The sequence below is a fragment of the Xanthobacter flavus genome (assembly GCF_017875275.1).
GTDB lineage: Bacteria > Pseudomonadota > Alphaproteobacteria > Rhizobiales > Xanthobacteraceae > Xanthobacter > Xanthobacter flavus_A.
Map to the genome: position 1 here is coordinate 3,397,313 of NZ_JAGGML010000001.1, position 18,482 is coordinate 3,415,794.

General features: G+C 67.6%; 20 protein-coding genes and 2 pseudogenes. 15 read left to right on the forward strand and 7 right to left on the reverse strand.

Going from position 1 to position 18,482, the window contains the following annotated elements; translation table 11 throughout:
• Positions 1-97: 97 nt before the first annotated feature.
• Positions 98-1,087 carry a GntR family transcriptional regulator gene (locus tag J2126_RS16150; protein WP_209487917.1) on the forward strand — a complete coding sequence of 330 codons (990 nt, stop codon included), beginning with the start codon at positions 98-100 and terminating at the stop codon, positions 1,085-1,087.
• Positions 1,088-1,754: 667 nt separating this feature from the next.
• On the opposite strand, the gene J2126_RS16155 is transcribed toward J2126_RS16150, so the two are convergent.
• Entirely contained in the window at positions 1,755-3,140 is a 1,386-nt protein-coding gene (locus J2126_RS16155; protein ID WP_245327383.1) for a sigma-54 interaction domain-containing protein, read from the reverse strand.
• A gap of 300 nt (positions 3,141-3,440) precedes the next feature.
• Between J2126_RS16155 and J2126_RS16160 the strand changes: the two genes are divergently transcribed.
• From J2126_RS16160 to J2126_RS25385, 7 genes and pseudogenes are all read left to right on the forward strand, one after another.
• Positions 3,441-4,349 (forward strand): 3-hydroxyacyl-CoA dehydrogenase family protein, encoded by a 909-nt coding sequence (locus J2126_RS16160; protein WP_209487918.1) that lies wholly within the window; start codon positions 3,441-3,443, stop codon positions 4,347-4,349.
• Positions 4,350-4,362: 13 nt separating this feature from the next.
• Positions 4,363-5,142 (forward strand): 3-hydroxybutyrate dehydrogenase, encoded by a 780-nt coding sequence (locus J2126_RS16165; protein ID WP_209487919.1) that lies wholly within the window; start codon positions 4,363-4,365, stop codon positions 5,140-5,142.
• Between the two features lie 71 nt (positions 5,143-5,213).
• Positions 5,214-6,422 carry an ABC transporter substrate-binding protein gene (locus tag J2126_RS16170; RefSeq protein ID WP_394030007.1) on the forward strand — a complete coding sequence of 403 codons (1,209 nt, stop codon included), beginning with the start codon at positions 5,214-5,216 and terminating at the stop codon, positions 6,420-6,422.
• Between the two features lie 207 nt (positions 6,423-6,629).
• Positions 6,630-7,045: pseudogene (locus J2126_RS16175) on the forward strand (acetyl-CoA C-acyltransferase); the annotation flags it as partial.
• 8 nt (positions 7,046-7,053) lie between these two features.
• The gene (locus J2126_RS16180) at positions 7,054-7,557 is read left to right on the forward strand and encodes an MATE family efflux transporter (protein WP_209487920.1); all 504 of its coding nucleotides are present in this window, start codon (positions 7,054-7,056) and stop codon (positions 7,555-7,557) included.
• A gap of 8 nt (positions 7,558-7,565) precedes the next feature.
• On the forward strand, positions 7,566-8,078 hold the full coding sequence (locus J2126_RS16185) for a hypothetical protein (RefSeq protein WP_209487921.1): 513 nt from the start codon (positions 7,566-7,568) through the stop codon (positions 8,076-8,078).
• Entirely contained in the window at positions 8,021-8,347 is a 327-nt protein-coding gene (locus tag J2126_RS25385; RefSeq protein ID WP_245327385.1) for an MATE family efflux transporter, read from the forward strand. Before J2126_RS16185 ends, J2126_RS25385 begins: the two co-directional genes overlap by 58 nt.
• 226 nt (positions 8,348-8,573) lie before the next feature.
• Here the strand turns inward: J2126_RS25385 and J2126_RS25795 are convergent.
• Both J2126_RS25795 and J2126_RS25800 read right to left on the reverse strand, forming a co-directional pair.
• A pseudogene (locus J2126_RS25795) lies at positions 8,574-8,714 on the reverse strand (histidine kinase); the annotation flags it as partial.
• A gap of 12 nt (positions 8,715-8,726) precedes the next feature.
• The gene (locus tag J2126_RS25800) at positions 8,727-9,206 is read right to left on the reverse strand and encodes a PAS domain-containing protein (protein WP_348634322.1); all 480 of its coding nucleotides are present in this window, start codon (positions 9,204-9,206) and stop codon (positions 8,727-8,729) included.
• A 272-nt stretch (positions 9,207-9,478) separates the two neighbouring features.
• Here J2126_RS25800 and J2126_RS16195 point away from each other — a divergent pair, with 272 nt between their 5' ends.
• Positions 9,479-9,655, forward strand: a complete 177-nt coding sequence (locus J2126_RS16195; RefSeq protein WP_209487922.1) for a hypothetical protein — start codon at positions 9,479-9,481, stop codon at positions 9,653-9,655.
• An 11-nt stretch (positions 9,656-9,666) separates the two neighbouring features.
• A complete protein-coding gene (gene xth / locus J2126_RS16200) occupies positions 9,667-10,515 on the forward strand; it encodes an exodeoxyribonuclease III (protein WP_209487923.1) in 849 nt (282 codons plus the stop codon).
• A gap of 35 nt (positions 10,516-10,550) precedes the next feature.
• On the opposite strand, the gene J2126_RS16205 is transcribed toward xth, so the two are convergent.
• Positions 10,551-11,549 (reverse strand): alpha/beta fold hydrolase, encoded by a 999-nt coding sequence (locus J2126_RS16205; protein WP_209487924.1) that lies wholly within the window; start codon positions 11,547-11,549, stop codon positions 10,551-10,553.
• A gap of 139 nt (positions 11,550-11,688) precedes the next feature.
• On the opposite strand from J2126_RS16205, the gene J2126_RS16210 reads away from it, so the two are divergent.
• On the forward strand, positions 11,689-11,955 hold the full coding sequence (locus J2126_RS16210) for a hypothetical protein (protein WP_209490602.1): 267 nt from the start codon (positions 11,689-11,691) through the stop codon (positions 11,953-11,955).
• Positions 11,956-12,091: 136 nt separating this feature from the next.
• Here J2126_RS16210 and J2126_RS16215 read toward each other — a convergent pair whose 3' ends face one another.
• Positions 12,092-12,244 carry a hypothetical protein gene (locus J2126_RS16215; protein ID WP_209487925.1) on the reverse strand — a complete coding sequence of 51 codons (153 nt, stop codon included), beginning with the start codon at positions 12,242-12,244 and terminating at the stop codon, positions 12,092-12,094.
• 21 nt (positions 12,245-12,265) lie between these two features.
• Positions 12,266-13,060, reverse strand: a complete 795-nt coding sequence (locus tag J2126_RS16220; RefSeq protein ID WP_209487926.1) for an SDR family NAD(P)-dependent oxidoreductase — start codon at positions 13,058-13,060, stop codon at positions 12,266-12,268.
• Between the two features lie 229 nt (positions 13,061-13,289).
• Here J2126_RS16220 and J2126_RS16225 point away from each other — a divergent pair, with 229 nt between their 5' ends.
• Together J2126_RS16225 and J2126_RS16230 are read left to right on the forward strand one after the other, a co-directional pair.
• Positions 13,290-13,922 carry a cytochrome c oxidase assembly factor Coa1 family protein gene (locus tag J2126_RS16225; RefSeq protein WP_209487927.1) on the forward strand — a complete coding sequence of 211 codons (633 nt, stop codon included), beginning with the start codon at positions 13,290-13,292 and terminating at the stop codon, positions 13,920-13,922.
• Between the two features lie 85 nt (positions 13,923-14,007).
• Positions 14,008-15,132 carry a linear amide C-N hydrolase gene (locus J2126_RS16230; RefSeq protein WP_209487928.1) on the forward strand — a complete coding sequence of 375 codons (1,125 nt, stop codon included), beginning with the start codon at positions 14,008-14,010 and terminating at the stop codon, positions 15,130-15,132.
• A gap of 10 nt (positions 15,133-15,142) precedes the next feature.
• Here the strand turns inward: J2126_RS16230 and J2126_RS16235 are convergent, their stop codons facing one another.
• A complete protein-coding gene (locus J2126_RS16235; RefSeq protein WP_209487929.1) occupies positions 15,143-16,288 on the reverse strand; it encodes a hypothetical protein in 1,146 nt (381 codons plus the stop codon).
• A 287-nt stretch (positions 16,289-16,575) separates the two neighbouring features.
• Here J2126_RS16235 and arsH point away from each other — a divergent pair, with 287 nt between their 5' ends.
• On the forward strand, positions 16,576-17,298 hold the full coding sequence (gene arsH / locus J2126_RS16240; protein ID WP_209487930.1) for an arsenical resistance protein ArsH: 723 nt from the start codon (positions 16,576-16,578) through the stop codon (positions 17,296-17,298).
• The gene (locus tag J2126_RS16245) at positions 17,295-18,482 is read left to right on the forward strand and encodes an MFS transporter (RefSeq protein ID WP_209487931.1); all 1,188 of its coding nucleotides are present in this window, start codon (positions 17,295-17,297) and stop codon (positions 18,480-18,482) included. Before arsH ends, J2126_RS16245 begins: the two co-directional genes overlap by 4 nt.

Below are 18,482 nucleotides of genomic sequence, written 5' to 3' on the forward strand. Positions count from 1 at the left end.
CGACGGGTCCTGTCAAGGGTGCGGACCTCTTGCATCGGGCTGTCGCTGCCGATAGGCGCGAACGATGCCGCGCGGAACCGGGAGAACGGAGCAGGCCATGGGGGTTGAAAAAGCCGGCAAGGACGCTGACGCCGCGGCGGGCGGCTCCCTTCAGGACCGGACCTATCTCCAGCTCCGCGAGATGATCGCCGCCGGCCAGATCCGTCCCGGCGAGCGCCTGCTGGAGGCGGAGGTGGTCCGCGCTTTCGGCATCAGTCGGTCGCCGGCCCGACAGGCGCTGGAGCGGCTGCGCCGGGATGGCGTGGTGGAACCGCTCGAAGGCCGTGGCTACCGGGTTCCCGGCGGCGCACCATCCGACACGGCGGTGCTCGATCCCGTGGACATGTCGGCGCCCCGGCAGTGGGAGCGGATGTATCAAGAGGTCGAGCAGGAATTGTTCGTACGCACCCTGTTCGGTTCGGTGCGTCTGAACGAACTGCGTCTGGCCGAGCATTTCGGCGTCAGCCGGACGGTGACCCGGGACCTGCTGGCGCGGATGCACGGCGTCGGCCTCATCGCCAAGGATCATGCCGGCCACTGGATCGCCGAGCAGATGACGCCGGATCGCATCCGCCATCTCTACGAGCTGCGCTGCCTGCTGGAGCCGGCGGCCTTGCGCCAGGCGGCGCCCCGCGTGCCCGCCGCCGTGCTGGCGGACATGCGCGCCCGCGTCCTCGCCACTCGCGCAGAAACACCCATCAGCAGCACGCGCTTCGACGAGGCGGAAACCGATCTTCACATCACGCTGCTCGGCTATTGCGCGAACCCGGAGATCATGCGCGCCCTGAAGCGCACGCACCTCCTGTTCGGCCCCACCCGCCACCTCTTCGATCCGTTCCTGGGCATTCCCATCCGGTTGATCGTAGCGGCGCTGGACGAGCACATCGAGATCATCGACCTTCTGCTGGAGGCCCAGCCGGAGCGGGCCGCGCAGGCCCTTGAGGCCCATCTGAGGGACGCCGTCGAGCGCTGGCTCCGCCGCTTCGAGATCACCGCCAAGGGCAAGCCGATCCCCGTCCCGTCCTATCTCCAGGCCGTCGCGGACTGAACGGCCGGCCGTGTCCTCGCCGGCGTCCATCGGCGTCCCCTTGGGCCGATGGCGATTTCAGATACACCAGGCTGATACCTGCAGGGCATGAAGGGACTGAAGAGTCGGAGAAAGCCGACGAAGAAGTACTCGCCAAAACGAACGGCATGGGCCAAGTATGCCGAGCGCGTTGGTGAGAATACCGGGGTCTGGTTATTTTACCTCCGCGCCAAAAAAGGCGGGGGAGGCCCCATGATACCGCATCCTTGCACCCGATTCCCGTGCCCCTCGCCAGGCTGCGAACACTGCGACCCGCTCATCATGAGCCTGCCTGTCCCGGATACTACGCTGCCGCCCTACTGCCCCGGATGGGAATGCCCGCGCTGCCACAAGATCAATGCGCGGGGAGTGGGGGAATGCGATTGCGAACCGCGAAAAAAAGAAGGCGAGAAATAGTGCCGGCTTCGCGCGCAAACGCCCTTGGCTTCGGTCTGACGTGCAGTTGAGGACAGGCAGTGCACGAAACCGGGCTGTTACCTGACGACCGTCGAGCCTGGACAGAGTTCGCGACGGTGGCGTGTTTACCTTCCACGGGCGTGGTGCGCACTCCCGGCTTGGACCGAAACATGGCGAGCCCCTCCGCTGCCGCCGGAACCCGAGAAGCGCGCGGGCCAGCGCTTCTTCAGCCTCACGCGGCCCCGTATTGCTTGATCTTCGCGTAGAGACTGCTGCGCGACAGGCCCAGAAATCTTGCCGCCTCCCGCTTATTGCCCGCCGCCTGTTGCAGCGCGTCGGCAATCATCGAGCGCTCCAGCCTGGCGACGGCGCCGCCGAGATCAAGGACCGGCGACGCTTCGTTCTCGTGCGCTGCGGATGGAAGAACGTCCGCGACATGGTCCGCCTCGATCCGCGCCCCGTCGCTGCGCACATAGATCTGCTCGATGACGTTGGCGAGCTCGCGCACATTGCCCGGCCAGTCATGGCGCTCCAGCCGCGCCACGGCGGCCGCCGTCAGCGGACGGATGGCGACGCCGAAGGCGGCGGCGGTCTGCTCGCTGAAGCGGGAGGCCAGCAGTTCCACGTCTCCCGCCCGCTCGCGCAAGGGCGGCAGGTGGATGGGCAGCACGTTGAGCCGGTAATAGAGATCCTGCCGGAACGTGCCCGCACGCACCATGTCGGCGAGGGGGCGGCTAGTGGCGGCGATGATCCGCACGTCCACCCGCAACGGCTGGTTGGAGCCCACGGGCTCCACCTCGCCATCCTGCAGCGCGCGCAACAGCTTTGCCTGCAGGCCTAGCGGCATGTCGCCGATCTCATCGAGGAACAGCGTGCCCTCGTGGGCGATCTGGAACTTGCCGGGCCTCGGCTGGCGGGCGGCCCCGGTGAAGGCGCCCGGCGCCACGCCGAAGAATTCCGCCTCCAGCAGGTTTTCCGGCACCGCCGCCACATTGATGGCCACGAACGGCCGGCTCATGCGCTTGGAGGCGGCATGGATGGCATGCGCGGCCATTTCCTTGCCCGTGCCGGTCTCGCCGAGGAGCAGCACGGCGGACCCGACCTCGCCCGCCCGGCGCAGCAGGCGCGCCAGCTGCCGCATGGCGGGGCTCGCGCCGAGGATGTGCTCGGCGGTGAAGCGCACGGCCCGCTTGGCGGAGAAGGCCTGCTCCATCCGGCTGAGTCGCGACTGCATCTGATGGAGCCGCTCGGCGATGGGCCGCAGATAGGGAATGCTGTCCTTGAGGGCGAAGGCGATGGCGCCGATGATCTCGCCCGTCTCGTCCCGAAGCGGAAGCCGCGTCACCAGCAGCCAGCGGTCGCCATACTGGATGATGTCGAGGGGATGGGGATGGCCGGTCTCCACCACCTCGCGCATCCGGCTATGGGGGATGACGCGCTCGATCTCCTGCCCCACCAGATCGGCAAGGTCCGGCTTGCCGAGCAGCGCCAGCTGGCCCTCGCTGAACCAGACGACCCGGGACTCCCGATCGACGAGGGTCGCCCCGTCGATCATGCCCTCCACCATGCCCAGGAGCGCTCTGGCGGCGGCGAAGCGTTCGTCGGCGATGGTGGTCATGGGACAAATCCCGATGGATGAGTGTCGCATTTCTGGACGCGCATGTCGGTTATCTGGACATCAGGCGTGCGGGCCGTTGTCAATGGACAAATCGGCCCCTTCGCTGACGGACCTCGGCAGGTCCGAGGCGCCTCTGTCCGGAATGCTGGACACATCTGACGTCGAGCTTGGCCGGGCCGCCTGCGCAATCCGTTGATTTTGCTGGTTCGGCGCGGCGCTCCGGCCGCTGGCACGCGCCTTGCGCAGGGACAAGGCAAAACAGGTCGCCCTGACGGCGGGCGCGCAAGACATCGGGACGAAATGCAGCCGAAGAGGATCGCCGTCATTGGCGCCGGCCTGATGGGCCATGGCATCGCGCAGGCCTTCGCCGGTGCCGGGCTGCCTGTTTCCATTCACGACGCCGACCCGGCACGCCGCGCCGGCGTTCCCGGCCGCATCCGCGAGAGTCTCGAACGGCTGGGTGCCGATCCCGCCGCCGTGGACCGGGTGACGCCCGCCGATACGCTCGCCGCGGCGGTGGCCGGCGCCGATGTGGTGATCGAGGCGGTGCCGGAAGATCTTGAGCTGAAGAAGAGGGTGTTCGCGGAGATCGAGGCCGCCGCCCCGCCTCACGCGCTGCTCGCCAGCAACACTTCGGTCATTCCCATCATGCAGATCATGGCCGGGCTCGCCCACCGGCGGCGGGCCATGGGCACCCATTGGTGGAACCCGCCGCACCAGATCCCCCTCGTGGAGGTGGTGCAGGCCGAGGACACAGGCGTCGCCGAGGTCGCGGCCATGATGGCGCTCCTCGCCGGCATCGGAAAGAAGCCGGTGCATGTGCGCCGCGACGTACCGGGCTTCATCGGCAATCGGCTGCAGCATGCCTTGTGGCGCGAAGCCATCGCGCTCGTTCAGGCCGGCGTCTGCGATGCCGCGACCGTGGACGAGGTGGTGAAGGAGAGTTTCGGCCGTCGCCTCGCGGTGCTGGGCCCGCTGGAGAATGCCGACCTTGTTGGCACGGACCTGACGCTGATGGTCCACCGCTATGTCCTGCACGACCTCGACCGCACGCCCGGCCCCCTGCCGCTGCTGGAAGAGCTTGTCGCCGACGGTCGCCTCGGCATGAAGACCGGCGGGGGCTTCCGGGACTGGACCGAGGCGGAGGCGCAGGCGGTGCGCACGCGCCTCGCGGACCATCTGCGCCGGTTCGACGTTCACGACACATGAGAGAGACCACACCATGAAAGGCCGCAACGCTATCGTCACCGGCTCCACCTCCGGCATCGGCCTCGCCATCGCGCGGGCGTTGGCGGGGGAGGGCTGCAACGTGATGCTCAACGGTCTCGGCGATGCGGGCGAGATCGAGGCCGTCCGCGCCGATCTCGCCGCGGCCGCCGGTACGAAGATCGCCTATAACGGCGCCGATGTGAGCCGCCCGGCCGAGGTCCGCGCTTTGGTCGCGGCAGCGTGCGCGGAACTGGGCCCGGTGGACATTCTCGTGAACAATGCCGGCATCCAGCATGTCTCGGCGCTGGCGGATTTTCCGGACGAGCAGTGGGACCGCCTCGTCGCGGTGAACCTCTCCGCCGCCTTTCACGCCAGCAAGGCGGTCATCGGTTCCATGACGGAGCGGCGCTTCGGCCGCATCGTCAACATCGCCTCCGTGCTCGGGCTCGTGGGCGCGCCGCACAAGGTGGCCTATGTGGCCACCAAGCACGGCCTCGTGGGGATCACCAAATCCATCGCGATCGAGGTGGCGGAGACCGGCGTCACCTGCAACGCCGTCTGCCCCGGCATGGTGATGACGCCGATCATCGAGATGCAGGTGGCCGACCAGGCGAAGGTCACGGGCCTGTCGCCCGAGGACGTTGTGAAGGAGGTGTTCCTCCAGAACCAGCCCATCCGCCGCCCGGTGACGGCGGAGGAGATCGCCGGGGCCGTCGTGTTCCTGTGCTCGCCGGCCGGCTCGGGCGTCACGGGCACGACGCTGGCGGTGGATGGCGGCTACGTCGCCCGCTGAAGGCTCCGAAAGGTTCCATCGACGCGTTCAAGCAAACAAAGCTCAGCAAACATAACGCAGGGAGAAATCGCATGAAGGGTCTCATGGTTGCCGCGGCGCTCGGCACCGCCGTCGCCGCGCTCGCAGGGCCGGCTTCTGCCCAGATGTCCGACGGCAAGATCAAGATCGGCCTGCTGTCCGATCTCGCCGGCGTCTATTCCGACATCAACGGGGAGGGCTCGGCCCAGGCGGCCCGGCTCGCGGCGGAAGAGTTCGGCAACGCCATCAACGGCGTGCCGGTGGAGATCATCGTCGGCGATCACCAGAACAAGGCGGACGTGGCGGCGAGCCTCGCCCGCAAGTGGATCGACACCGAGCAGGTGGACGTGGTGGCCGACGTGCCGAACTCCGCCGCCGCGCTGGCCGTGCAGGCCATCACCAAGGAGCGCAAGCGCATCTTCCTCATGTCCGGCCCCGGCTCGGTGGACCTCACCGGCAAGGCGTGCAGCCCCTACGGCTTCATGTGGACCTGGGACACCCACTCGGTGTCGGCGGCCACCGCCCGCGCGCTGGTGACCAAGGGCGACAAGAGCTGGTTCTTCATCACCGCCGACTATGCCTTCGGCCATTCGCTGGAGGAGGAGGCATCCAAGACGGTGAAGGCCATGGGCGGCACCGTGAAGGGCGGCGTCCGCGTGCCCCTCGCGACCTCGGATTTCTCCTCTTTCCTGCTGCAGGCGCAGGCGTCGGGCGCCAAGGTGGTGGCCCTCGCCAATGCCGGCGGCGACACCATCAATTCCGTGAAGCAGGCGACCGAGTTCGGCCTGCCGCAGGGTGGGCAGACGCTCGCCGGCCTGCTCCTCAACATCAACGACATCCACGCGCTGACGCTGCCGGTGGCGAAGGGCCTCATCCTGTCCAACTCGTTCTACTGGGACATGAACGACGAGACCCGCGCCTGGTCGAAGAAGTTCGAGGCCAAGACCGGCCGCAAGCCTTCCATGAACCAGGCGGGCGTCTATTCCGCCGTCCGCCACTATCTCCAGGCGGTGAAGGACCTCGGCACGGACGACGCCGACAAGGTGGCCGCCAAGATGCGCGCCACGCCGGTCACCGACATGATGATGAAGGACGCGAAGATCGGCGAGAATGGGCGTGTATTTAACAACATGTACCTCTTCGAGGTGAAGAAGCCTCAGGATTCCAAGGGTCCGTGGGATTATCTCACGCTCCTCCAGACGGTGCCCGGCGCCGAAGCCTACATCCCGGTCAAGGACAGCGGCTGCCCGCTGGTGAGGTAGCAGCCAGAGGCCCAGCTCGCGGCGACGCACGACCTCCGATTGGGCGCGGGTGATGGGGTGCATTGAAGGATAAGCCTGGCGGCCGCCTGCGGGACGGTTGCCCGGCTTCCCTCTGTTAAAGTGCAGCCCGTCAGGGCGATGAGCGGGGTGATCGCCTGTGTCAAATCGTGCGGCGGTCTCACCCAGATCTTCGACACGCCGGTCACGGCATGCGCCGTGGCCAAGCGCTCGTGCGCCGAGGCGAAGGGCATCGCGCCGCTTGGCCGGCTCGCGGGCTTTGGCGTCGCCGGCGTCGAGCCGGGCCTGTTCGGCCTCGGCCCGGTGCCGGCCGTGCGCAAGGCGCTCGCGCATGCCGGCTGGTCCCTCGGCGACATCGAGCGCATCGAGATAAACGAGGCGTTCGCCGCCGTGCCCATCGCCGTCGCGCGCGAGCTGGGACTGCCAGAGGACATCGTGAACGTGGAGGGCGGCGCGGTGGCGCACGGCCATCCTATCGGCGCCACGGGAGCGATCCTCGTCACCCGCCTGCTCCACGCCATGCGGCGCGACGGGCTGAGGCGCGGCATGTCACCCTGTGCATCGGGGGTGGACAGGGCATTGCCCTCGCCCTCGAAGCGATGTGAGGCCCGCCATGTACCGCGCCCCGACAGAAGCGGCCGTTGCCGCGCTAAGCGCGACGCCCGCACACCAAGCCGCCGACGCCAGAACCTGCCGGCTGGTGGAAGCGCCCATCGTGCCGCTTCTGATCAGGCTCGCCTGGCCCAACGTGCTCATTATGCTCGCGCAGGCCTCGGCCGGGCTGATCGAGACCTTCTTCGTGGCCAAGCTCGGCTCGGCGGCGCTCGCGGCCATGGCGCTGGTCTTTCCGGCCGTCATGTTGATGACGACGCTGTCGGCCGGCGCGCTGGGCGGCAGCATTTCCTCCGCCGTGGCGCGGGCGCTCGGCGCGGGAAGGCAGGCGGCGGCGGATGCGCTGGTGCTCCACGCCATTGCGGTGAGCCTTGCTTTCGGGTTCGCCTTCGCCGCGCTGTTCCTTCTGTTCGGCCGACAGATCTATGGGGCGATGGGCGGGTCCGGGCCGGAGCTGGAGGCGGCGCTCATCTATTCCAAATCGTCTTCCTCGGCACGCCGCTGACCCGGACCATGAACGGGCTCGCCAGCGTCGTGCGCGGCACCGGCAACATGCTGCTGCCGGCCATCGTCATCTGCGTCGGCGTGGTTCTGCTGATCCCGATCTCGCCGGTACTGATCTTCGGCTTCGGCCCCATTCCCGGCTTCGGCATCGCGGGGGGCGGGCTGGCGCTCATCGCCTATTATCTCGGTGGCACGCTGGTGCTCGGCGCCTACATCCTCTCCGGGCGCAACCCCGCCCGCTTCCGCTGGGTGCGGCTCGACTGGCGGGTCATCGGCTCGGTCATGCGGGTCGGGGCGCTGTCGTCGCTGCAGTCGATCCAGACCAATGTCGTCGTCGGCGGCGCGACGGCGCTCGTCGCGCTTCAAGGCGGCGTCGATGCGGTCGCCGGCTTCGGCACGGGCGTGCTCATCTGGAGTACCTGCTCATCCCGCTCATCTTCGGCATCGGTGCGCCGATGGTGGCGATGGTGGGCACCAATCTCGGTGCCGGGCGCGGCGACCGCGCGCTGCATATCGCGCTGACCGGTGCGGGCCTCGCCTTCGTCGTGACGGAAACGGTGGGGCTTGCCGCGGCCTTCTTCCCCGAGGCGTGGCTGTACCTGTTCAGCGCGGAACCGGCCATGGTGGCCGCAGGCAGTTCTTACTTGCGCATCGTCGGGCCGTTCTACGGCTTCGTCGGCATCGGGCTCGCGCTTTACTTCGCGGCGCAAGGCGCGGGGCGACTGTTCTGGCCGGTCGTGGCCGGCTTCCTACGCGGAGCAGCCGGCTTCCGTAGCCCGCGTCGCTCTTGACCTCGACAGGCGGCCCATTGCGCTCGGTCCACACCACGGTGATCTCGTCGCCGTTGGTCGATCCGGAGATGTCCAGGATCCCCGATGACACCGACAGGGCGCCATATTTCAGCGAGTTGGTCGCGAGTTCGTGGATGACCAGAGCGAGGGCGGTCGCGGATTGCTCGCCGATGCCCATCCGTGGCACCGCCACCCGGATGCGCCCGCTGAACGCGCCCTCGTCGTCATAGGGGGCAAGCAGGACCGCAATCAGATCGCCCAGGAGCGCGGCCCGGCCCTGGTCCTTCGCCAGCGGCCGGACCAGATCGTGAGCGCGCCCGAGGGAGGTGAGCCGCTGGATAAGGTCGCTCGCCATGTCCTCCACGGATGTCGCCGAACGCTATGTCAGGCTGGTGAGCCCGGCCGCGATCGCCAGCAGGTTCTTCACCCTGTGGCTCATCTCGCCCGCCAGCAGCTCGTGGCCCTCTTCCGCCTGCTTGCGGCCGGTGACATCGAGAAAAACGCCCCAAACCTGGCCCTGGTGCAGCCCCTCGTCATTGCCGAGACCGCGGGCGGAAATCCAGCGGATCTCATCGCCGAGGAGAATACGGAAGTCGATCTCATAGGAGCCGACCAATGCCCGCGTGGCCGTGAATGCCGCCTGCACCCTGTCGCGGTCGGCGGGGTGGATGCGGGAGGAGAGATCCTCGAACGTCACGCTCTTCGCCTGCGGCAGACCCCACAGATCAAACCCCTGCTCGTCCATGGCGAAGGCGTTGGTTTCGACGGTCCACGCCCAGAGGGCGACCCCCGCGGCATGAAGGGCGCGCTTGAGGTTGTGCACATCCCACAGGGGGTGGGCTTCGTCGCTGACGGGCATGGCAACCTTTCATGGGGCGTAAAACGGAGGTTTTGAACCGGCCTTGTCCGTAAAAGGGGAGTTACCATTTGGGGGTGTAGACTACAATAAGCTCACTATTTTCCATGTTTTTAACGGAGAGTCATAGCAGCGTCTCAGCTCATCCTGACGTTGGCATTTTTCCCGGCCGCCCGGCCAGCAATAGACAACATGCACTTTACTGCGCGAGCTTTGCCGTGAACGGAGCCGAAAGCGATCTCGGGCGTTACGTTACATAGCCAAGGGAGCACGTCATGGCCAAACGCGAACTCATCGATACGGGCACCGACAAGCGCTACGTCCGGCGCGACGAACAGGGGCGGTTCCGGGAATCCGACGATGTCGGCAAGTCGCTGGCGCAGGACGTGCGCAAGACCGCCAAAGCCTCGGTCAAAGCCGGTCAGGGCGACACGGGCGACCGCAAGCGATAAGCTTTGCCGCTGTGAAGATCGCGAGCTTCAATGTCAATGGCGTCAACGGCCGGTTATCGGTCCTGCTGCGTTGGCTCGCTGAAGCGCAGCCGGACGCGGTCTGCCTTCAGGAGCTGAAGGCGCCCAGCGAACGCTTCCCGATCGGCGAGATCGAGAAGGCCGGCTACGGCGCGATCTGGCAGGGCCAGAAGAGCTGGAACGGGGTCGCGATCCTCGCCAGAGGCCGCGAGCCGATCGAGACGCGGCGCGGCCTGCCCGGAGACGGGGACGACAGCCAAAGCCGCTACATCGAAGGGGCGGTCGACGGAATTCTCATCGGTTGCCTCTATTTGCCCAATGGCAATCCGGCGCCCGGGCCGAAGTTCGACTACAAGCTGGACTGGTTCCGGCGCCTTACCACCTATGCGGAGGAGCTTCTGGAGCTTGAGGTGCCGGTGGTGCTCGCCGGCGACTACAATGTGATGCCGACCGACCTCGACGTGTACAATCCCGAACGCTGGCGCGACGATGCCCTCTTTCGGCCAGAGGTCCGCGCACTGTTCGCGGCGATGGTCGACCAGGGCTGGACCGATGCCCTGCGTTCTCTGCATCCCGGCGAGGCCCTCTACACGTTCTGGGATTATTTCCGGAACGCTTGGGGGCGCAATGCAGGGCTGAGGCTGGACCATTTTCTGCTGAGCCCGAGCCTCGCGCCCCGCCTGGCCGCAGCCGAGGTTGATCGCGCCGTGCGGGGCTGGGAGAAGGCAAGCGATCATGCCCCCCTGTGGATCGAATTGGCCCAGGAGGAGAGCGCGGACCGGCCGGGTGGAAAGCTGACGGCGCCCTCTCGATCACGAGAGCGCCCCACGCGCCGGAAGTGAGGTCGCGCGACCGATCTCCAGCCGTGCAGCGGCTGTCACGCACGCGACCTCGGAGCCAAGCGTTCGCCCGCGTCGTGGGCGGCATTGGCGACCTCTTCGATGGCGGACATGACTTCGGCCGTCGCGGTGTGGTGCACCATGTGACCGCCGGCCTTGACCCGCCTGAGCGAGCTGCCCGCGATCAGGTCATGCAGGCGGCGAGACTGCTTGTCGATGTCCACCACCCGATCGCCTTCGCCGGCGACGAGGGCGACCGGCATCGTGAGCGCTCCATACCTTTCGCTGGCGCTGTAGGCCGCAGGAATCATCAGCATCGATTCGGCTGCGGCGGCGCGTAGCTGGGAGGGGCGCAGTGCCATGTCCCGTGGAAAGGCCCGGAACTTCGCCGGAATTTTCGCCGGGGCGAAGAGGTTTCGGAGCATCTGGCGCCAGGTGAGCCGGGCAAGGAGCGGCGAAACCGTGTAGCGGAGCACGTCGCCGACAACGGGAATGGCTGGTCCGCCGAGCGCGACCGCATCGGCGCGGAAATCCGGGAAGTAATAGCCGGACGCCAGCACCAGACCCGACACCGCCTCAGGATGGTCCGCCGCCAAGCGGACTGCGACGCAGGCTCCCCATGAATGGCCAAACAGAAGACAGCGCGAAACCCCGAGCTGGAGCAGCGCCTTGCGGAGGAGTTCCGCCTGCGCGGCCGCTGTCCAGACCGTGGTGCGCGGACGTGAGCTGTGTCCGAAGCCGGGACGATCGAAGGCGATGACCCGATATCTGGTGGCGGCAGCCGCCATCAGACCGCTTGCATCGAGATCGTCGAGGGTCACGCCATTGCCGTGCAGCAATACCAGAGGCTCGCCGAAGCCGCGCTCCACGTAATGAAGGCGCACGCCATCCACATCGATGAATGCGCCAGAGGGAGGGTTCAGCCGCTCCGTGTCCCGCGCGATCAGAGCATTGGCGACGGCGGCTGCGACACCGGCCGCGACCAGGGAGGCAAGGGTGATCTGCCGGTTGGAAAGACGAGAGAACAAGGCGAACACTCCATGAAAGGCATGCTCGATGCCTCTGTGAATCGAAAAATGTTGCAGTCGGCAGCAAACGCCCCCCGTCCGGCGATGTTCCTGCCGATAAACGCGACGCGTCAGTATTCCGCGCGTTTCCTGGGTACGTTCTTTTACTTTGCTGCTGCGCCAGCGATTGTTGCGCGACGGGGCTGTCGCGCGTTTCGAGGATGCGGCACAGGTCGTGCTTCGCTGCACGATGGAGTTAGGGTCTCTGATCTTCGCTGTGGCCCGCCTGATCGTCGCTGTCGCCGGGAACACCCAAGCCTGCTGCGCGGTTCATCTCACATCGAAACAGGAGGTCATCATGGGCCGAGGCATTCTACTGTGGCTGCTGGGCGTTCCGATCCCGATCATCATCCTTCTCTTCCTCTTCTTCAGGTAGCCGCTGACACCAGACACGGGCCGGCGCGAAGCCGGCCGGTGTCTTTACTGGTGCCGCTGCCGCTGAACGGCGTGGAGGTCCCATCAGGGGCACAGAAGCCCGGCTGCAGTTGGCGGAGGGCTCGTGTCGCTGATCTTCAGCTCAGCTTGCCGGTAGCCTGTTCCAGCAGATCCCATGCCTTGTCGCCGAACTTCGCCCGCCAGTCCGCACAGAAGCCGGACGTGCTGAGCACGTCGCGGACGGGCAGGGGATCAACCGTCTTGAAGATAAGCCGCTTTTCCACCAGCACGCCGCGCAGGGCCGCCGCGTGTCAGCCGGCGCGGCAGGACAGGCCGCCATCCACCGGCAGGCTGACGCCGGTGATGTAGCCAGCCTCGTCGGAGGCGAGGAAAAGGGCGGCGTTGGCGATATCCCAGGCGGTTCCCATCTTGCCGGTGGGGCAGGCGGCGTCGCGCGCCGCGACCATCGCCTCGGCATCGGCGTACTGGCCGGAAATCTGCTGGAAGATCAGCGGCGTGTTCATGAGCCCGGGCATGATCGCGTTCACGCGGATGCCGTCCTTCGCATATTGAAGGGCAAGGCCCATGGTGAAGTTGTTCACCGCCGCCTTCGCCGCGTAATAGGCGATGTAGGGATAGCCGGTGTAGCGCACCGCCGCGATGGACGAGACGTTGACGATGGCGCCGGAGCGGCGCGCCAGCATATGCGGCAGCACGTGCTTGCAGGTGAGGAAGCAGCCGGTGAGGTTGAGGTCGATGGTCCGGTGCCAGGCCGCCTCGTCCAGCTCGATGGGGCCGCCCATGGTGGCGTAGCCCACATTGTTGTGCAGCACGTCGATGCGCCCGTGGGCCGCCATGACCTGCGCCACAACATCGGCCACGGCATCGGAACTGGTCACGTCGCAGGCGAAGGCGGAGGCGGCGCCGCCCTCGGCGGCGATGATCTCTAAGGTCGCCTCGGCGGCGGCCGGGTTCACGTCCACGCACACCACGTGGGCGCCGTTGCGGGCGAAGGTCACCGCCGTCGCCTTGCCGTTGCCCCAGCCCGGCCCGACAGACCCGGCGCCGAACACGATCGCGATCTTGCCTTCAAGGCGGTTGCTCATCTCGAAAGTCCTGGAATGTGCGTTGAAGCGCGAAGCGCCGTCGCGGGACGTCGCGCATGTTCTAGACGAAACCCGTCGAGATCCACTGCTCGGCGATGACCGGCGCAGCCCTGCGACCAGCGCGACCATATAGCCGATGATGGGTTTCATGCCCGCGTCGGCACGCCGCTCAACTCCCACTTGCCTCGGCGCTCCGAAACACGCCATCGTGCGGCGAGGAGATCCCACGATGACCAACGAAGCCCTGAATGACCCAGCGGAAATCCCGCCCGAGCTCGACCGCTGGAACTGGGGCGCCTTCTTCCTCAACTGGATCTGGGGCATCGGCAATTCCACCTGGATCGCGCTGCTCGCGCTCATCCCGCTCGTCAACCTGGTCATGATGATCGTTCTGGGCTTCAGGGGCAGCCGCTGGGCCTGGCGCAATCGCACATGGCGCAGCCCCGACCAGTTCCGCCGCACACAGCGCGCCTGGGGCATCGCCGGCCTCGTCGTCTGGCTCGTCGTGGTGGGCGGATTCGGCACGATGTTCTACACCATGCCGGGCATCCTGAAGAATACCGACGCCTACGCGCAGACCATGAAGGCGGTGCAGTCCGACCCGCAGGTCGTCAGCGCGCTCGGCGCGAACATCCAGGACGGCTTCTGGGTGTTCGGGCAGGTGACGGTCGATGGGAATGGCGGCGGCTCCGCGAGCTACAGCATCCCCATTCATGGGGACAAGGGATCGGGGAAAGCCATCGCCCAGGCGACCCGGGAGGGTAACCGCTGGACCATCCGGCAGCTTGTCGTCACCGTGGATGGCCGGCAGACGCCCATCGTCCTCATCCGCAACGGCCGGCCGGGGGGCATCGGCGCCTGAGCGGCGCGGATGGGGCGGGATCGCGGCCTTTGCGGAAGGCCGGAAGTGTGCGACCAAGCGCGGGGTTTCGCAGGGGAAAGCCGGCATGTGCACAGCGCTCGTCTATGGTGATGCCGCGGGGCGGTCCTATCTCGGTCGCACGCTCGAACTGACGATGGATCTGCCTTACGAGGTCGCCTGGTTCCCGGCCGGTTTCCCCGTGACCTCGCAGGCGCCCGGCCATCCGGCGCTCGCCTATGCGGTCGATCATGCCTTCCTCGCCATCACCATGCCCTGGCGCGTGCCCACGCCCGAGGCGCCGCTCGGCATGGCGGATCTCAAGGTCATCGAGGGCCTGAACGACAAGGGCCTCACCTTCAGCCTCCTGTCCTATCCAGCCGCCGCCGGCCGCGCGCAGGGGGTGGAGATGACGCGCGCCGTGCTCGCCGCCTCCGATCTCGGCAGCTGGGTACTGGGACGGTTCGCGAGCGTGGCGGAGGTGAAGGCGGCCCTCGCCGCGCAGCCGGTGGTGCTGGAGGCGCTGGCGCTGCTGCAGGGGGCGGTCTCGCCCTTCCATTATGTGGTGAACGACGCCGCGGGCGCCTCGCTGGTGATCGAGTTCCACAAGGGCGAGATGCAGCTCTACGACAATCCCGTGCGGGTGATGACCAACGGCCCCCGCTTCGACTGGCACCTGACCAATCTCGACAATTACACCTTCCTCAGCAATGTCGACCGTCCTGCGGCGACCTTCGGCGGCTATGCGGCGCGCCAGCCCGATTCCGGCATCGCCACGGCGGGGCTGCCATCCTCCAGCACGTCGGTGGGGCGCTTCGTGCGGGCGGTTTATTACGCCGAGTTCGCCGAGAAGGCGGACACGGCCGATGGGGCGGTGAACGCGCTCGCCCATGTGATGAACACCTTCGACCGGCCGCGCGGCGTCTCCATCGATTACCCGGGGGAGGGCGGCGGCCACATGGAGGTGGCGGGGCTGAAGGAGGACGCCGCGCGGCCTTACGCGACCGAATTCACCTCCTGGACCAGCCTCTCCGACCTCGGCCGGCTCCTGTTCTTCGTGCGCGACTATGCCGGCATGAACTTCACCCGCTTCGACCTCGCCGCGCTCCGGGATGCGGCGCAGCCGCTCGCGCTTCCCCTGAGCCGCCTGTCGGCGCTGCCGCCGGACGCGACCGGATCGCTGAAGGCGGCAGCGAAAGCCGAAATCGGATGAGGGCGCAGCCCTATTCGTAAAGGTAGCCCACCGGGCTGCCGGCGAGGCGGTCGCTGCGCAGGTCGGCACGGGTGATGATCCGGCCGGCGAGGGCGTCGATCTCGTCGCGCTGGCCGGGCGTCCACATCTTCAGCGCGTCGAAGCCGTTGAGCAGGCCGAGCCGGAGGATCTGCGTGTCGTCGCCGACATCCGTGAGCCGGATGGCGCCCTTGCCGGCGGTCACCGTATCGCCCGTGCCCAGTTCGATCGTCTTGCCCGCGCCGTCGACGAAGCCGGCGGTGCCGCGGATGATGCGGTAGACCACGACTTCGCCCTTCGCGAGCCCCTCCGCGTCGGCCGCCATGGCGGACTTGGGCAGCACCGCGCCGCCGCGCGGATCGGTGGCGATGATGTGGCCGGTGACGAGGCTGCCGCTCGGTGCCTCGATGCCGAGGTCACGCACATGCACCGGCATGGCCGAGCCCACCGGGCCGAGCGCGCCGGCGGGATAAAGGCGGAAGAGGGCGTCGAGGGCGAGCGGATCCTGGACCCAGAAGCCCGCGCCGGCCGGGCGGTTGTGCAGCGGATGCTTCCAGGCGGTGCGGGGGGTCTCGTCCTCGCGGATCTTGTCGGGGCCGACCACCGTGGGGTTCGGGAAGGTGGAGGGATCGGTGATGAAGGCTTCGAGGAACTTGCCCGAATAGCCCATGCAGAGCGGGTCCGGCACCACGGTCTGCGGTGTCTTCAGATTCTCTTCCGTGGAGAGGCCGGACCAGGTGTAGAAGAGCTGGCGATGCACGATGGCGCTCTGCAGCATCACCGCGCCCGGCCCCACGTAATGGAGCTTGCCGTCATAGTCGAAGGTGAACATGCCGGAGGTGACGAGCACCAGCTGGAAGCCGCCGGGCGGCAGGTGCAGATGGAAGTCGGTCGGCCCGGTGTCTTCCCGGTAGATGGGCAGGTTGGTGGCCACCTCCTGCAAAAGAAAAGCGCCATTGTTGGCGTGGAGCCCTTCCAGCGCGCGGTGATAGAGCGCCTGCGGCCGGTACACCGGATCGTAGCTGATGTCCTTGTAGCGATCGATCGCGATGAAATCGGCGCGATTGAGGGCGATGGCCGCGCCATCCGGCTGCATGAGGCCGGGCCATTTGAAATCACCCATGGACTGAAGACCCATAGCAATCTCCCGGGCGCGAGGCGGATGCGTGATTGTGATGTCGTCGCTTATATTCAATCCAGGCTCTGCTGCGTCAATCGAATAGTTTAGACCGCGCGGGGCTGGCGCGAAGTTGAACGCGATGCCGGGTATTCGTGCGCAACATCTGCTCTTTTGCTTATATTTTGACTTGTCCGTGCTCAAGCCGGGGGCAGGCACGCGATCCTCCCGTCCCGGGATGATGGAGGGTGTGAGCCGCGCCGCGCCCTGCTATGAGAGCGGCCAACGAGATCAGGTGAGGCGCATCCGTGACCGACGACATCCTCCCCAACGTGAACGAAGCCCTGTTCCACGTTCCGGCCCCCGACCGGCTCATCCCGGCCGCGCCCTCCCGTCACCCCCCGCGCATCCTGTTGCTCTATGGCTCGCTGCGCGAGCGCTCCTACTCCCGCCTGCTGACGCTGGAGGCCGAGCGTCTGCTGAACCGGCTGGGGGCGGAAACGCGGGTCTATCACGCGGATGGCCTGCCCTTGCCCGATGGCGCCCCGGTGCACCACCTCAAGGTAGCGGAGCTGCGCGAACTCGCCCTGTGGTCGGAGGGGCAGGTGTGGTGCAGCCCGGAGCGGCACGGCGCCATGAGCGCGGTGATGAAGGCGCAGATCGACTGGATCCCCCTCGCGCTGGGCGCCATCCGCCCCACGCAGGGGCGCACGCTCGCCGTGATGCAGGTGTGCGGCGGTTCGCAATCCTTCAATGCGGTGAACCAGATGCGCATCCTCGGCCGCTGGATGCGCATGCTCACCATCCCCAACCAGTCGTCCGTCGCCAAGGCCTATCAGGAGTTCGACGAGGCGGGCCGCATGAAGCCCTCGGCTTATTACGACCGGGTGGTGGACGTGATGGAGGAACTGGTGAAGTTCACGCTGCTCACCCGCGACATCTCCCCCTACCTCACGGACCGCTACAGCGAGCGCAAGGAGGCGGCCGAGGCGCTGGAGGCGCGGCTCGCCCTCGGCTCGGCCGTGCGGTGACTGCCGCCGCATCGCCGGCCGGAGCCGGCGGCGCCGGCCGTGGGGTCATCGCCGCGCTCGGCGTGGTGCAGATCCCCACCTGGGGCTCGTCCTTCTATCTGCTCACGGTGCTGGCCGGGCCGATCGCGGCGGACACGGGCTGGCCGCTGCAATGGATCGTCGGCAGTCTCTGCGTGGGGCTGCTGGTGGCGGGGCTCGTCTCGCCGAAGGTCGGCGCGTTGATCGCTGCGCGCGGCGGCCGGCCGGTGCTGGCGGGCGGCTGCGTCCTGCTGGCCTGCGGCCTCGCGCTGCTGGCGCTGGCGCAGGGGCCGATCGTGTTCGCTTTGGGCTGGTGCATCGCCGGCGCGGGCATGGCGGCGAGCCTTTATGATGCGGCCTTTGCCGCGCTGGGCCGGCTCTATGGCGCCGGGGCGCGTCGGGCGATCACGCTGCTGACGTTATGGGGCGGCTTCGCCAGCACGGTGTGCTGGCCCATCACCGCCTTCCTCGATGCGCATCTGGGCTGGCGCGCGACCTGCCTCGTCTATGCCGGCCTGCATCTGGGCCTCTCCATGCCGCTGGTGCTGGCGTTCGTGCCGAAGGTCGCGCATCGGGAGGAAAGCGGCGGGCCGACGCGGGTCACGCCGGTGACGCTCGGCGGGCGGGAGCGCCTCGCCTTCCTCCTCATGGGCGGCATCGTCACCTGCATCGGCACCATCGCGTCCGCCATGTCGGTGCAGGTGCTGGCGCTACTCCAGTCGCGCGGCCTCAGTCTTGCGGAAGCGGTGGCGCTCGGGACGCTCGTCGGGCCATCGCAGGTGCTCGCGCGCGTGGTCGAGCAGATGTCTGGCGGTCGGCATCATCCGCTCTGGACGATGATCTGGGCGGTGGCGCTGATGGGGCTCGGGCTCGTGCTGCTCGCGGCCGGCTTTCCCATCGTCGCGGTTGCGCTGGTGGCTTACGGGGCGGGTAACGGCATCTTCTCCATCGCCAAGGGCACGGTGCCGCTGGCGGTGCTGGGAGCGGAGCGCTATCCCGTGCTCGCCGGCCGCCTTGCCCGCCCGGCTTTGCTGGCGCAGGCGCTGGCGCCGCTGGGTGCGGCGCAGCTGCTGACGGCCGGCGGGGCGGGCGCGGTGCTCGCGGCGTTGGTCGCCCTGTGGCTCGCGGCGGCGGTGCTGCTCGCGCTGCTGTGGCGGCGGGTTTAG

Bases quoted from the DNA above. Each gene is read 5' to 3' on its own strand.
- J2126_RS16185 (WP_209487921.1), top strand. From the start codon at position 7,566: ATGAACGGGCTCGCCAGCGTCGTGCGCGGCACCGGCAACATGCTGCTG.
- J2126_RS25800 (WP_348634322.1), bottom strand. From the start codon at position 9,206: ATGCCCGTCAGCGACGAAGCCCACCCCCTGTGGGATGTGCACAACCTC.
- J2126_RS16170 (WP_394030007.1), top strand. From the start codon at position 5,214: ATGAAGGGTCTCATGGTTGCCGCGGCGCTCGGCACCGCCGTCGCCGCG.
- J2126_RS16150 (WP_209487917.1), top strand. From the start codon at position 98: ATGGGGGTTGAAAAAGCCGGCAAGGACGCTGACGCCGCGGCGGGCGGC.
- J2126_RS16220 (WP_209487926.1), bottom strand. From the start codon at position 13,060: ATGAGCAACCGCCTTGAAGGCAAGATCGCGATCGTGTTCGGCGCCGGG.
- J2126_RS16225 (WP_209487927.1), top strand. From the start codon at position 13,290: ATGACCAACGAAGCCCTGAATGACCCAGCGGAAATCCCGCCCGAGCTC.
- J2126_RS16195 (WP_209487922.1), top strand. From the start codon at position 9,479: ATGGCCAAACGCGAACTCATCGATACGGGCACCGACAAGCGCTACGTC.
- J2126_RS16230 (WP_209487928.1), top strand. From the start codon at position 14,008: ATGTGCACAGCGCTCGTCTATGGTGATGCCGCGGGGCGGTCCTATCTC.
- J2126_RS16165 (WP_209487919.1), top strand. From the start codon at position 4,363: ATGAAAGGCCGCAACGCTATCGTCACCGGCTCCACCTCCGGCATCGGC.
- J2126_RS16160 (WP_209487918.1), top strand. From the start codon at position 3,441: ATGCAGCCGAAGAGGATCGCCGTCATTGGCGCCGGCCTGATGGGCCAT.
- J2126_RS16155 (WP_245327383.1), bottom strand. From the start codon at position 3,140: ATGACCACCATCGCCGACGAACGCTTCGCCGCCGCCAGAGCGCTCCTG.
- J2126_RS25385 (WP_245327385.1), top strand. From the start codon at position 8,021: ATGGTGGGCACCAATCTCGGTGCCGGGCGCGGCGACCGCGCGCTGCAT.
- J2126_RS16180 (WP_209487920.1), top strand. From the start codon at position 7,054: ATGTACCGCGCCCCGACAGAAGCGGCCGTTGCCGCGCTAAGCGCGACG.
- J2126_RS16235 (WP_209487929.1), bottom strand. From the start codon at position 16,288: ATGGGTCTTCAGTCCATGGGTGATTTCAAATGGCCCGGCCTCATGCAG.